We start from the raw sequence: 13,574 nt of genomic DNA, 5'->3' as shown, positions 1-13,574 counted from the left end.
TTTAAATGTTTTGTAAAGCTTTTTTGTACGTTTCAATAGCACGTTCTCTAGCTAATTTATGATCTACCATAGGTTTAGGATAGCTTACTGTTTCTAATTCTGAGATCCATTTTTTAATGTATTTTAAATCTTTGTCAAATCGTTGAATTTGAGTTGTAGGATTGAATACTCTAAAATATGGAGCAGCATCGCAGCCGGTTCCTGCTGCCCATTGCCAGTTCCCGTTGTTGGCAGACAAATCATAGTCTAATAATTTTTCAGCAAAGTAAGCCTCGCCCCATTGCCAATCTATCAGTAAATGTTTGCATAGAAACCCAGCAGTAATCATGCGGACTCTGTTATGCATATGCCCCGTTGTATTTAGTTCTCGCATACCTGCATCTACCAACGGATAACCTGTTTGTCCGTTACACCATTTTTCAAATTCTTCTTCGTTATTTCTCCAAGGAATGGCATCGTATTTAGCTTTAAAATTACGATGCTGTACTTTAGGAAAATGAAATAAAATCTGCATAAAAAATTCTCTCCAGATCAATTCACTCAAATATACATCACTCTGTTCTTGTAAGTCCAAAATTACCTGACGAATGCTAAGAGTTCCAAAACGTAAATGAGGACCTATGTGCGTGGTATGGTCTTGTGATGGGAAATCTCTATAATCTCCGTATTCTTTAATTTTTTTAGGATTAAAATCATTAACTTTTATAGTTGAGGTTTCAAACCCAATTTGAGCTAATGATGGTATTTCTTTTTCTTGTTTGATGAAATTTTGAAAAGAACTAGTTTCTGTGTGTAGGTTAATTTCTTTAAAAGTAGCCAACCATTTGTTTTTGTATGGAGTGTATACTGTGTAAGGTTTACCATCAGCCTTCACAATTTCTGATTCTTCAAAAATCACTTGATCTTTATAGCGATGAAACTCAGCATTGTTTTCTTTGGCTAGTTTGTAAACGTTTCTATCTCTTTCTAACGCATACGGTTCGTAATCCTTGTTGGTGTATATTGTTTGAATATTATAGTCTTTAAACAATTGTTTCCAGACCTCTAAAGGGGGGCCTTTTAAGATATGTAAACTGCTACCTTTTTCTTTTAATTGCCGATGAATGTTTTGCAAACAGTCGTAAATAAAATTAACACGGGCGTCATTTTTATCTAAGTGTTCTAAAATATTGGTGTCAAAAATAAAAATAGGCAACACAGGAATTTCCCCTTTCAGGGCAATATTTAATGCCGTGTTGTCTGTTAAACGTAAATCACGTCTAAACCAAAAGATATTAACTCTTTGCATGATATCTTTGTTTAAAGTATTGATGTAGGTAAATGTTTCCAAAAATTAGCAACATGCCATAAAAAGTATCTTCTATAGGAATGGTAAACATTCTAATTCCTAAATTCTCTGCATTGTTATACCAAACAATGGGAGCTTCTAAAAAACTACCTGTAAGTATTCCGTTACTTACAAAAAAGAATGGAATAATAGTTAAAAAGGTTAGGTAGTGGTAATATAGATTTACTCTTTTAATATGCAGGAACCACAAGAATATTCCTAAAAAAAAGAAAGTTAAAAAAGTATACCATTTAAAATAATATAATCCACTTGAACACAATAAAAATATAGCTAAAAAACTATTTAATTTTTTGATGAATAAAGTGTTTTGCTTATTGGGAATTAAATATTGATAAGCAAAAAAAGTAAAAGAACAAGCGTAAGGAATACAGACAAAAAACAGAAGTTCTTCTATAGGTAATTGTCCTACATAAATACCTGTTAAATACGTTGGGTTAAAACCCCAAAATCCTGCTTGAGTAAAGATTTCATCCCAAATTAAAAAAAACATTCCCACCAATATACAGCTAGAGAAAAAGTATTTCCACTCTTTGTAAAAGGCATGTTTGCTGTAAAAACTAAATAAAAAAGGAATTATAATACAGCCCAAGTCTATGATTAAATAGGTGTACTGCATTAAAAGTATTGTTTAAAATATTTAATAGGGACATACAACATTCCAAAACATTCTCCTTCTTCTTTTCCTAAGTGTTTGTGATGTACTTTATGAGCTTTTCTTAAAGATTTTATATACGGGTTTTTAATGTTTTTAAACCAATTAAAACGTTGGTGTATGATAATATCGTGTACTAAAAAATAGGCCATTCCGTAAAACAATATTCCCAAACCAATAAAAAACAAAAAATTTAGTTCGGGCCTAATTCCGTAGTAGAATAAGGCAATACTAGGCATAGCAAAAATCACAAAAAAAGCGTCGTTTTTTTCAAACACTCCTTGGTATTTGGGCTGGTGATGATCTTCATGCAAATACCATAAAAAGCCATGCATTACAAATTTATGGGTGCACCAAGTAATACACTCCATCAATAGAAATGTACCTAAGGTAACTGCTATATATATAGGAATACTATTCATTTTTTATTTTTTTTAGATGCGCTAGCATGATTTTTTGGTAACTCGAGTCAATATCACTTTTATTGATGTTTTTAAGTATAAAAAGTTCATCTTGTTCTAGATTGTTATGATATCCTAAAAAACGAGGAGCCATTTTTTGAGTCAACCAACGAATGTATTTAGCTTCAATATTTTTAGGATTTTTTTTGATGAAATTTTCTAACATTTTTTTTCCTCTGTTAAAGTTAGCCAACTTATCAAAAGGAGACCAAGCAAACTCTGCTTTTTTCATGGTAGCTGCTGCTAGGTAGGGAATTACTTCTTCACAATCAGATTGTTTGCAAATGGCAATCATTTCTGTCAATTCTTTTTCGTTAACTCCAGCTTGAAAAATGTTTCTGATTTTGTTCAGAGAGTCACAATTACTTGCTTGTAATTGAAGTGTTAAAAATAAAACAAACCATAATTTTTTCATCATTAAACCAATCTTAAAGAATACTTGGTGTAAGCCCTCATTAAAATTAATATTTTTGTGGGATTTGACACACGTATTCGTTCATTCATTATTTGTTCACTAGTTGTTTTCTTTAGTTTGTACAATAATTTTAAGTAGTATTTGTAGGCTAAATAGACACCCATTTTACTTTCTATCGGTAGTTTTTGAATTCCGATTAAAGCTTCATTAAAGTCATTTTCTATATCAAGAATAATGGTTTGTTTGGTGTGAGCATCCATAGGTAAAGAGGTTAGGTTTGGAAAATAAGATCTTTCTAAACTTTCTAAATCATCTTTTAAATCTCTTAAAAAATTCACTTTTTGAAATGCAGAACCTAATTTCATAGCATAAGGTTTTAACTCTTGAAATTTTTGTTCGTTATTGTTTACAAAAACACGTAAGCACATCAGTCCTACAACATCGGCAGATCCATAAATGTAGGCTTCATATTCTTCTTGAGTTGCATAGACTGTTTGAGACAAGTCACGTCTCATGCTTTTTAAAAATTCTTTCACAAAAGGCTGTAAGTCATAACGAAGTGCAACCTCTTGAAAAGCATTCAAAATTGGGTTTAAACTAATTTTTCTATCTAAAGCTTTGTAATATTCTTCTTCAAATTCATCTAATAGAGTTTGTTGAGGATACTCTAGAAAGGTGTCTACAATTTCATCGGCATAGCGTACAAATCCATAAATGGCATATATAGCAGGTCTAATGGAAGGTTTAAATAGCAGGATTCCCATAGAAAAGGAGGTACTGTATCTTTTGGTAATCAATTGGCTGCATTCGTAACTGGTACTGTCAAAAAGTGCTTTCATAATTACTGATTTTTAAGGATTAATTCGCTTACAATTTCCCCAGATATAATAGCGGGTGGCACTCCAGGTCCTGGAACGGTTAGTTGCCCAGTAAAATATAAGTTACTAATTTTTTTGCTTTTTAGTTTAGGTCTTAAAATATGTGTTTGCAACAAGGTGTTTGCCAACCCGTAGGCATTTCCTTTGTAAGAGTTAAATTGCTCTTTAAAATCGTTTACACAATAACTCTCTTTAAAAGTTACGAAAGGAGCAATGTTTTGGTTTGTTATTTTTTCTAATCTTTCTACAATAATGTTAAAATAGCACTCTCTAATTTCTGGGGTATCTTTTATTCCTGGAGCAATAGGAATTAAAAAAGTACCCGCTTCTTTTCCGCTAGGAGCAAAATAAGAATCTGTAATGCTAGGGAAACTAGCATAGAATAAAGGTTTTTCTGGCCATTCAGGAGTATCGTAAATTGATTTAGAGTGTGCATCAAAATCAGTGTCAAAAAATAAGGTATGATGTGCTACATTTTCTATTTTTTTATCAAAAGCAACATAAAACAATAGGGCAGAGGGGGCAAAAGTTTTTTTATTCCAATAGTTTTCGGAGTACTGTCTAAATTTTTTAGGCAACAAAGTTTCTGTAAAATGATAGTCTGCTCCGCTTAATAAAGTATGACAAGAATAAGTGTTGTTGTTTGTAGTTACAGAAACAACACTGTTGTTTTTTAGATTGATGTTGGTAATGTTTTCATTGCAAATAATGTTAACTCCTAATTCTTTGGCCAAAGTTGCCATTCCCAATGCTACTTGATGCATTCCTTTGTTGGGGTGCCAAGTACCTAGTTTTAAATCGGCATAATTCATAAAGTTATAAAAACCAGGAGTGGTTTCTGGTTTTGCACCTAAGAACAATACGGGGAATTCTAATATTTGTTTTAAATCAGGATGTTTTAAATGTTTGGCAACTTGAGATTTGATATTGCTAAAAAAAGCTCCCACTTTTAAGGCTGTTTTGGGAGTAATAATTTCAAATAAATTTTCTCCAGGTTGATATACCAAATCTTTAATAGCCAAGTTGTAATTTTTCTCTGCATCTGCAATAAATTTTAGCAAAGCTTTACCAGCTCCTTTTTCTTTTTCTTCAAAAGTGTTTACGATGGTGTTAAAATTGGCTGCAATACAAATGGAGTTTTGAATGTCTGAATAGACTTGGTAACCAGGATCTAGTTGTGTGATTTGATAGTATTCTGCAGTTTGTCTATTAAAATCAGCAAAAAACTTATCAAAAACATCTGGCATCCAATAAAAAGTAGGTCCCATATCAAAAACAAAACCATCTTTGTGTAATTGTTGTGCTCTACCACCAACGTGATTGTTTTTTTCTAAAATAGTTACATTAAAACCTGCTTTGGCCAAATAGCAACTAGCCGACAGCGAAGAAAATCCAGCACCTATAATTACAATTTCTTTCTTATTCATAACTTGTTCTTTAAGTACCTTGTGTTTAAGTTGTTACACAATGATACGAATTACAAGAAAGATATTTTTAAAAAAGGTGTGTTTGGGTTGATTTTGTGATTAATGGGAAGTTTGGACACTTTACAGTAGTGAAATGTGGTGAATTGCAACTTATGAGGTCAATTGGTCTTTGGGAAAAGAGCGTGAAACAGGAATAACATCTTTTACATATTTCAAATGTACTTGTAAAGAACGAGCATTTCCTTCCACATTTAGTATCTCATTTTTATTGATTAAAAACGAACGATGACATCGGATAAATTGAGGATATTTCTCTAAAATGTCTGCTACCTTTTTTAGGGTGATTCTCATCAACTCATGTTTTACCACATTGTTTTCTAAATAGCTAATGGTGGTGTAGTTGTTGTTAGATTGTGCATACAAAACAGTATCTATGTCTAAAACTAATGGAGCTTCTTTAATGTTGTCTGATGGAATGACAACGTTTTCCTTTTTCTCTTTTCTGATTTTTTCAATAATGTTTGCTGGTTGTGCATTGTGGACTCTATACAGGTGTCGTTCTACCATAAAAATGATGAATAAGACAGGAAAAATACCAATAGAGAAAACTACAGAAACAAAACGAATAAAAGAGAAATCAGGCAAATATACAGCAACAAAAGCCGTGTGATAAAAATAATTAGTAGTGCTGATAATTAAAAAAGAGAAGAGTAAAAAAAGAGCTTCTTTTTGTACAGTCCAACTTTTAACGCTAAAATAAAAAGGAAGTAATTTGGGTAAAATAAAATAGCTGATAAACAAACTAAAGCTAACCAAAAATCCGTAACCTACAATTAAAAAATGATTGGCATTTACAACCTGATCAATACCGTAAGGTTGAAAAGTATACAAGAACAAATAAGTAAACAAACCAACACCCAAAACCATGGATGTTTTAATATTGAAATTGTCAATTAAATAATAAGGTTTGTTACACCAGTTTTTAAATTGTTCTAGCATCTATTTTTTGTTTTAAGCCACAGGTTCTTCTGTTTTTGGAGCTTGTCCTAGATATTTAAATCTTTTATGTGTCCAAAAATATAGCTCAGGGCATTTAGCAATGTCTTTTTCTAATATTCTTAAATACTGATCTGTCAACGGATATCCTTCTGTTTTTTCAGGAGAAGTAGTCAACGTTTCAAAAGTAATTTCATAATAACCCCTTTTAGGCATGGCTACATGCATGTAAATCACAGCAAAATCAAAACGTTTAGCCAACATTTCTGCTCCTGTGTGAATGGGAACGGTATGTCCAAAAAATGGAGCCCAATAATGCGTTTTACTAATGTGTGGCGTTTGATCACTCAACAAACCATACATAGACGGAATTCCTTTTCTGTAATTTGAAATTATTTGAGGAATGGTGTCATTGGTTTGCACAAAATTAGAACCAAATCTACTTCTGTTTTCTTTTACATATTTGTCAAAATGTTTGTTTTTCAATCTTTTGTAAGCACCATAACATTGCAAACTTGTATGGTGGTTGATGTTGAAAAGCCATTCCCAATTTCCGTAATGTGCCCCTAATAAAATCACACTTTTGTTCAATCCTTCTATTTCTCTAAATACTTCAGGGTTGATGTATTTGTAACGTTTGTCAATTTCTTTTTGAGGAATTCCAAAACCTTTTAACATCTCTATAAATATATCAAGAAAATGGTGAAAAGACTTTTTTTCGATGATCAATCTTTCTTTATCGGATTTTTCAGGAAAACAAAGTTTTAAGTTTTTACGAATAGTACTTCTTCGGTATTTGATAACGTAATAAAATAAATAATATAGCAGATTTGATACTCCATATAAAAACCAAAGCGGTAATTTTGATAACAAGAATATAACAGGGTATAAAATCCAAAAAATAAGTTTGTCTTTATTCATTTTTGTTTAAAAATAAGTAAGTGCAAATATCGGATATATATCCAATAAAACTAAATCAAACAAAATGAATTTCATCGTAATTGCTTTAATCATAGCCAATGTATTGGTCTCATTGCAAGGATTTAAAGATATGTCTTTTTTTAATAAATATAAGTTCAATGTGTTAAGCATTCAAAGAGGGGAGCAGTATAGACTAGTTTCTTCTGGGTTTTTACATGTAGATTATATGCATTTAGGTTTTAATATGTATGCATTGTATTTGTTTTCTAATTCCATTCTGTATGACTTTAACAGTTTTCAGTATTTGTTAATTTATGGAGTTAGTTTGGTGGCAGGGAATTATTTATCGTTGTTAATTCACAAATTAGATTCGTATTATACTGCAGTAGGAGCTTCTGGTGCGGTTACGGGAATTGTGTATGCTAGTATTGTGTTGCACCCTGATATGAAATTGTCTTTTTTGCTTTTACCCATAGCAATCAATGCTTATGTGTTTGGAATAGCTTATTTGTTTTATTCCATTTACGGAATGAAAAAACAAGTAGGAAATGTAGGTCACACAGCACATTTAGGGGGAGCTGTTACGGGGTTTGTAATGGCTATAGTAATGAAGCCAAGTGTTTTACAATTGCATCCGTTTAAAATATTGCTTTTGGCAATTCCTATTGGTGTTCTGTTAGTGTTAGAGAAAAAGAATCTTTTTCAGTAGTTATTTGAAGCATGATTGTTGGTTTCCTTCATTTTTAAAACTTACTTTTGCGGTTCAAAAAAACAAAGAATCATGAATAAGTTTTTAAGAGGATTGACTGCAAATCCAAAGAACGATATTTTGGCAGGAATGACGGTTTCACTAGCAATGATTCCTGAGGTTGTAGCCTTTGCCTTTGTTGCTCAAATAGATCCGTTAGTTGCCTTGTCTGGTGCTTTTATCATTGGTTTGATTACAGCAATTTTTGGAGGGAGACCTGGTTTAATTTCTGGAGCAGCAGGAGCTGTAGCTGTAATTTTTGTGCACATGATCCAAGAAGGACATGAAAAAGGAATGTTGTTTGACAATCCTATAGAAAATATGGGGTATTTCTACCTATTGGGAGCAGTAATCTTAATGGGGTTGATACAAATTTTGGCAGGTGTGTTCAAACTAGGACGTTTTGTGCGTTTGATTCCACATTCTGTAATGTTAGGATTTGTAAACGGGTTGGCTATTGTTATTTTCTGGGCTCAAGTAAAAATGTTTAGTCATAAAACCTTGGAAGTATCTTCAGATGGTGTCAAACATTATCTAACTAGTTTTATGACAGGTACTGAATTGTACATTATGATTGGTTTGGTAGCTTTTACCATGGCAATCATCTTTTTATTACCAAAAGTAACCAAAAAATTGCCCGCTGCTTTGACTGCTATTTTGGTGGTTACTTTGATTGTAGTTTTTTCAGGATTGGAAGTTTCTACAGTAGGTTCATACATACGTGAAGGTGGTGGAGAAGGATTAAAAGGTCATTTTCCCACACCAAATATAGAATTATGGCAAAATTTACCCATCAACTTAGATACGTTTACATTCTTGCTGCCTTTTGCTTTTTTAGCAGCTTCTGTAGGGTTGATAGAATCTTTAATGACTATGAATTTGGTAGATGAATTGACAGATACCAGAGGAGATGGAAATAGAGAATGTATAGCTCAGGGAGTAGGAAACATTACAAGTGGTTTGTTAGGAGGAACAGGAGGATGTGGAATGATTGGACAAACAGTTATCAACATCAATGCTAAAGGTAGAGGACGTTTGTCAGGAATTATGATGGCAGTAACATTATTGTCTTTTATTTTATTTGCTGATAAATATATAGAACAAGTACCTATTGCAGCATTGATTGGAGTTATGTTTGTAATGGTGATAGAAACTTTTGCATGGTCTAGTATTAGAATTTTAAGAAAAATACCTAGAGCAGATGCTTTTGTACTGATAGCTGTTTCTGTAATTACTGTTATTTTTGATTTGGCGATTGCTGTATTTGCTGGAGTAATTATTTCAGCTTTGGTATTTGCATGGGAAAATGCAGTGAGAATTAGAGCTAGAAAAAGAGTAAAAGATGGAGTTCCTACCTATGAAATTTGGGGACCTTTGTTTTTTGGTTCTGTAAATGTATTTAATGAAAAATTTGATCCTAAAAACGACCCAAAATATGTTGAGATTGATTTTATAGAATCTAGAATAACGGATCATTCAGGTTTGGAAGCTATCAAAAACATTGTAGCAAAATATAGCGAATTAGGAAAAGAAGTAAAGTTGAGACACTTAAGTAAAGATTGTAAAGTTTTATTAAAAAAGGCAGATCCTAAGTTTGCAGAAATCATTCTAGAAGATATAGACGATCCACGTTACCATTTGGTAGAAAATCCAGAGGCTTTTAAAAAAGGGCTGAATGAGGCTTAAATAAGAAACAATAAAAAAGGAGATACTCAATTAGAGGATCTCCTTTTTTATTTCCGATGTTTTGACTTTATGCTAAAAAAATAAATAATAATTCAGGTTGAATGATTTTAGTAAATCAATGATTGAATTGCGTGTGGTTCAATATTTAGAGTAACACTATTATTGTTTATCATTAAGTTATAAGCTATTGTATCATCTGTTTTGTTCATTACAACTGTTACCATTGTATTGTCAATATTTCTAAATGTTGTACTCTCAATAGTACTTCTACTAGTTGTAGTACTTACTCTTACAGCTCCTTTCTTGATGAATTTTGAAAAGTGACCAATGTAATAATAAGCAGGAGTATAAATTAACTCACCAGTTTGAGTATCTGCGTGAACAGGAGAAAAACATAAGTTTCCAACGTGATTTGGACCTCCTTTTTCATTTAATAAAATGTTCCAGTCTGTCCAACCTACAGTTCCATTATTAAAATCATTAATCATAGAGTTTCCGTAACGCTCTGCATTTGGCCAATATTGATATTTTGTAGGGTCGAATTTTTCGTTACATCCTTCTGTAAAAAGTAAGTTTTTATCAGGAAAAGATTCTTTAATATTTTTTAGGTTATCATACTTAGGATCTCCACCTGTCCAAGTTTCGTACCAATGGAATCCTGTTCCCCAAGCGTATTTAGCAGCTTCTTCATCTTCAAAAATTGTGTTTGCTCTTTGCGACACTAAATCTCTGTTATGATCCCAAACCACAATGTTTTTATCTCCCAAACCAGCTTTTTCAAAAGTAGGCCCTAAGTAATTTTTTAAGAAATCACGTTCTTCTTCGGCAGTATAAATACAAGACTCCCATATTTGAACAGCCATAGGTTCGTTCTGAATGGTAACTCCCCAAACATGTAGCCCTTCAGCTTCATATGCTTTTATGAATTTTACAAAATAATTTGCCCAAGCTTGGTTGTATTCTGGTAGTAACTTACCACCATGTAGCATGTTGTTGTTTGTTTTCATAAAAGCAGGAGGACTCCATGGACTTGCGTAAAAAACAAGATTATCTTTAATTAAATTAGCCGCTTTTTTAATCATTGGAATTCTGTATTCTTTATCTTTCTCTATAGAAAAAGTTTTTAATTCAGCATCTCCTTCTTCTATGTAGGTATAGCTTCCTGTGCTAAAGTCGCAGCTATGAATATTTGTTCTGATTATATTATAACCAATACCGTTTTCTCCATAGTAAGAGTTTAATAATTGACGTTGTTTTTCCTTGCTTAGCGTAGCAAATACTTCAGCAGAAGCATCTGTAATGGCTCCTCCTATACCCAAAAAAGTTTGAAATGTTTTTTTAGGGTTTACAAATACTGTAATGTCAGTTTCTTTAGGTTGTTCAGAAGATTTAAAAATCAAATTGTTTGTGTTTGAAAGCTTTAAGTCTGTGTCTTTAGCTGTAGTGTATACTTTAAGGTTTTTATTTAGAAAAGTTTTTGTTTTTTCTACCTTGGGTTGTGTGTTGGTTGTTAAGTTTTCTTTTTGCTTAGTCTTTCCACAAGACATTATTGCAATTGCAAAAAGTATTAAAAAGTTGTGTTTACGATTCATGATATAGATGTTATTTAAATTTTATTTCCAAACAAAAGTTCCAACAGATCCTGCATCTAAAGAAGTTATGATACTTTCTGTAGATGTTTTTATGTTGAATAGTTTATTGATAGTAGTATTGTTAGCCACTACAACTACAATTTTACCTGTAGGTGTTTTAAAAGCTACATTAGGTAGATCTGAAGAATAGTTTGATTGAATTCTATAAGATCCTGGTGTTACAAACTTAGAAGCATGCGCAATAATATAGTAAGCAACATTACGCTTTACATTGTTTCCATCAATAGTTAAGGCACCTAAACATTCTGTACATCCACCTGGTGTATGTGGTTCTAGTTGAGAATTAGCAGCCAAATTCCATTCCAAAGCAACCTTGCTCCAGTTTCTAGTAGCTCCAACAATTATTTCTCTAGTGTGCCACAGTAAATTATCTTTAAATTCACTGTTAGAACCTACCCATTGCTCTGTAAAGTATAAATTTTTATCGGGATAAGCATTGTGTACGGTACTAAGATTGTTTATTGTACCAGCATACAAATGAAACGCAGCCCCATCAATGTATTTGTTTGCCAAAGCATCATTGTAAATCTCTATTGGGTAACTAGGATTGTCAGCGTTGTGATCCCAAACAATAATTTTAGAGTCAATGTTTTCAGTTTCAAAAGCAGGACCTAAATGATTTTTAATAAAATTAGCCTGATCTATAGCTTCCATATACATGCTAGGATTGTTCCCATCATGTAGAGGTTCATTTTGTATAGTAACCGCATCAATTGTAATTCCTTCTGTTTGATAAGCTTTGATGTATTTTACAAAGTAGTTTGCATAAACTGAATAATATTCAGGTTTTAAACTTCCACCAACACTAGCATTGTTTGTTTTCATCCAAGTTGGGGCAGACCATGGAGAGCTCAAAATTTTAATATTAGGGTTGATGGTTAAAATTTCTTTTAAAACAGGAATAAGGTTTGTTTTGTCTTTTTCTATTGAAAACATTGATAAATCAATATCTGTTTCACCTTCCTCTAAGTCATTATAAGAAAAGACCTCTGCATCTAAATCTGAGGCACCAATACTTATTCTTAAATAGCTAACTCCTATATCATTGTTGGTATTACCAAATAGTTCATTTAGTAATTTAGTTCTCTCTGATGGCAACATGTTGTTAAGCAACTGAGCGCTACCTCCTGTTAAAGAAAAACCAAAACCATCAACTTCTTGATAAGTAGTTTCGGAATCTACAGTTATTGAAAAATTAATATTTTCTGTGTACAAAGGAGGATTGTTTGCCTGTAGTTTAAACAATTCGGATTTATCAGCCTTGGTAAGATAAAGATTTACATTGCTATAATTAATTTCAACGGAATTATCTTCTTCTTCTTGTTCATTGATATTTGTACTAGAACAAGAATAGTTTAACAGTAATAGTAAAGAGAATAATAAATTATAATATATTTTCATGTTTTATTTTTATAAAAGAGGTTGGGTATGTGTGTTTTGGCAAATGATAAATAACACTTGCCAAAAGCAAACACAAATATTAGTTAAATGATTATTTTACACCTCGAATTTCAATGTTTTTGATGGTGATTCCTGCAGCATTAAAATCTTGACCACCACTTCTTATAACTAAATAAATGGTTCCAGATTCAGAAAATGTTACAGTATTGTCAATAGTATCTGTGTTAGAATTTTTAACACAACCTGCTTCTGATAGCCATCCTGAGAAAGCTGATGTAGCACAACCGTCCCAAGTACTTAAGCCCATAATTCTATTGTCTGAATATTCTTGACCTTGAACAGGAGGTGTTGTACCTGCATATACTTCAAACCAGGTATTTGTAAAGCTACCTTCGGCAGAAACCAACATATCAACACTATATTTTTGATCTTTAACAACTTCAATAGCTTGATAGATTCCTTGCTGAGCCCATTCTTGAGTGCTTAGAATTGTAGCGCTTCCTTGGTTAAAAATCCATTGAGCACCGTTGTCACTTATATTTAATATTGTCCACTCATTGTGATCGTTAGTATCTTTTAATTTACCTCCTTTAACGATGTTTCCAACTAAAGGGTCTGATGTTTCAACATCAATAGTTTGAGAAACCAATGCAGATTCACCACCAATTCCAGAAACTTTATGTTGAACGGTATATGTGTCGGCATCTGGGAAAAAAATTTCTTTTGTGTTTCCTCCTGTAGTAAAACCTTCTCCGTTATCAATATCCCAATTGGAGCTTATATAGCTATGGTTTGCTGTAAGTAAATAAGTGTTGGTTGCATCGCTAACCTCTGTAATGGTAAATCCTGCATCTAAACTGGCAGTTGTTAGTCCGTTTCCTTCTCCAATATCATCTGACTGACAAGAACTGATTGTTGTTGTTATAGTAGCTAGAAAGAAAAGATTAGCTACGTTTTTGAATTTTATATGTAGGTTCATGAAATTTAAT

Annotated in this window: 13 protein-coding genes; 2 read left to right on the top strand and 11 right to left on the bottom strand. The window is 32.3% G+C overall.

Going from position 1 to position 13,574, the window contains the following annotated elements; translation table 11 throughout:
- Window position 1: 1 nt before the first annotated feature.
- The 8 genes from Q4548_RS04785 to Q4548_RS04750 form a co-directional block, all read right to left on the bottom strand.
- Window positions 2-1,288: a deoxyribodipyrimidine photo-lyase gene (locus Q4548_RS04785; protein ID WP_303452095.1), complete on the bottom strand. Its 1,287-nt coding sequence runs from the start codon at window positions 1,286-1,288 to the stop codon at window positions 2-4.
- The gene (locus tag Q4548_RS04780) at window positions 1,275-1,964 is read right to left on the bottom strand and encodes a lycopene cyclase domain-containing protein (protein WP_303452093.1); all 690 of its coding nucleotides are present in this window, start codon (window positions 1,962-1,964) and stop codon (window positions 1,275-1,277) included. The genes Q4548_RS04785 and Q4548_RS04780 overlap by 14 nt, the downstream gene beginning before the upstream one ends.
- Entirely contained in the window at window positions 1,964-2,422 is a 459-nt protein-coding gene (locus tag Q4548_RS04775) for a sterol desaturase family protein (RefSeq protein ID WP_303452091.1), read from the bottom strand. The genes Q4548_RS04780 and Q4548_RS04775 overlap by 1 nt, the downstream gene beginning before the upstream one ends.
- Window positions 2,415-2,879 carry a hypothetical protein gene (locus tag Q4548_RS04770; protein ID WP_303452089.1) on the bottom strand — a complete coding sequence of 155 codons (465 nt, stop codon included), beginning with the start codon at window positions 2,877-2,879 and terminating at the stop codon, window positions 2,415-2,417. The genes Q4548_RS04775 and Q4548_RS04770 overlap by 8 nt, the downstream gene beginning before the upstream one ends.
- Entirely contained in the window at window positions 2,879-3,715 is an 837-nt protein-coding gene (locus tag Q4548_RS04765) for a squalene/phytoene synthase family protein (RefSeq protein ID WP_303452087.1), read from the bottom strand. The genes Q4548_RS04770 and Q4548_RS04765 overlap by 1 nt, the downstream gene beginning before the upstream one ends.
- Before the next feature lie 2 nt (window positions 3,716-3,717).
- Window positions 3,718-5,181: an NAD(P)/FAD-dependent oxidoreductase gene (locus tag Q4548_RS04760; RefSeq protein WP_303452085.1), complete on the bottom strand. Its 1,464-nt coding sequence runs from the start codon at window positions 5,179-5,181 to the stop codon at window positions 3,718-3,720.
- A gap of 150 nt (window positions 5,182-5,331) precedes the next feature.
- Window positions 5,332-6,180, bottom strand: a complete 849-nt coding sequence (locus Q4548_RS04755; RefSeq protein ID WP_303452083.1) for a LytTR family DNA-binding domain-containing protein — start codon at window positions 6,178-6,180, stop codon at window positions 5,332-5,334.
- Between the two features lie 12 nt (window positions 6,181-6,192).
- The gene (locus Q4548_RS04750) at window positions 6,193-7,098 is read right to left on the bottom strand and encodes a lysophospholipid acyltransferase family protein (protein WP_303452081.1); all 906 of its coding nucleotides are present in this window, start codon (window positions 7,096-7,098) and stop codon (window positions 6,193-6,195) included.
- Window positions 7,099-7,162: 64 nt separating this feature from the next.
- On the opposite strand from Q4548_RS04750, the gene Q4548_RS04745 reads away from it, so the two are divergent.
- Both Q4548_RS04745 and Q4548_RS04740 read left to right on the top strand, forming a co-directional pair.
- Window positions 7,163-7,807 (top strand): rhomboid family intramembrane serine protease, encoded by a 645-nt coding sequence (locus Q4548_RS04745; protein WP_303452079.1) that lies wholly within the window; start codon window positions 7,163-7,165, stop codon window positions 7,805-7,807.
- A gap of 72 nt (window positions 7,808-7,879) precedes the next feature.
- A complete protein-coding gene (locus tag Q4548_RS04740; protein ID WP_303452076.1) occupies window positions 7,880-9,532 on the top strand; it encodes a SulP family inorganic anion transporter in 1,653 nt (550 codons plus the stop codon).
- Between the two features lie 107 nt (window positions 9,533-9,639).
- Here Q4548_RS04740 and Q4548_RS04735 read toward each other — a convergent pair whose 3' ends face one another.
- The 3 genes from Q4548_RS04735 to Q4548_RS04725 form a co-directional block, all read right to left on the bottom strand.
- Window positions 9,640-11,124, bottom strand: a complete 1,485-nt coding sequence (locus tag Q4548_RS04735; RefSeq protein WP_303452074.1) for a glycoside hydrolase family 30 protein — start codon at window positions 11,122-11,124, stop codon at window positions 9,640-9,642.
- 21 nt (window positions 11,125-11,145) lie between these two features.
- Window positions 11,146-12,585 carry a glycoside hydrolase family 30 beta sandwich domain-containing protein gene (locus tag Q4548_RS04730; RefSeq protein WP_303452072.1) on the bottom strand — a complete coding sequence of 480 codons (1,440 nt, stop codon included), beginning with the start codon at window positions 12,583-12,585 and terminating at the stop codon, window positions 11,146-11,148.
- Window positions 12,586-12,676: 91 nt separating this feature from the next.
- Window positions 12,677-13,564, bottom strand: a complete 888-nt coding sequence (locus tag Q4548_RS04725) for a hypothetical protein (RefSeq protein ID WP_303452071.1) — start codon at window positions 13,562-13,564, stop codon at window positions 12,677-12,679.
- Window positions 13,565-13,574 lie beyond the last annotated feature (10 nt).

The sequence above is a fragment of the Wenyingzhuangia sp. 2_MG-2023 genome, assembly GCF_030548295.1.
Classification (GTDB): Bacteria; Bacteroidota; Bacteroidia; order Flavobacteriales; family Flavobacteriaceae; genus Wenyingzhuangia.
The sequence above is the reverse complement of the archived record's forward strand: the minus strand, read 5'-3'. Positions and strand labels throughout refer to the sequence as shown.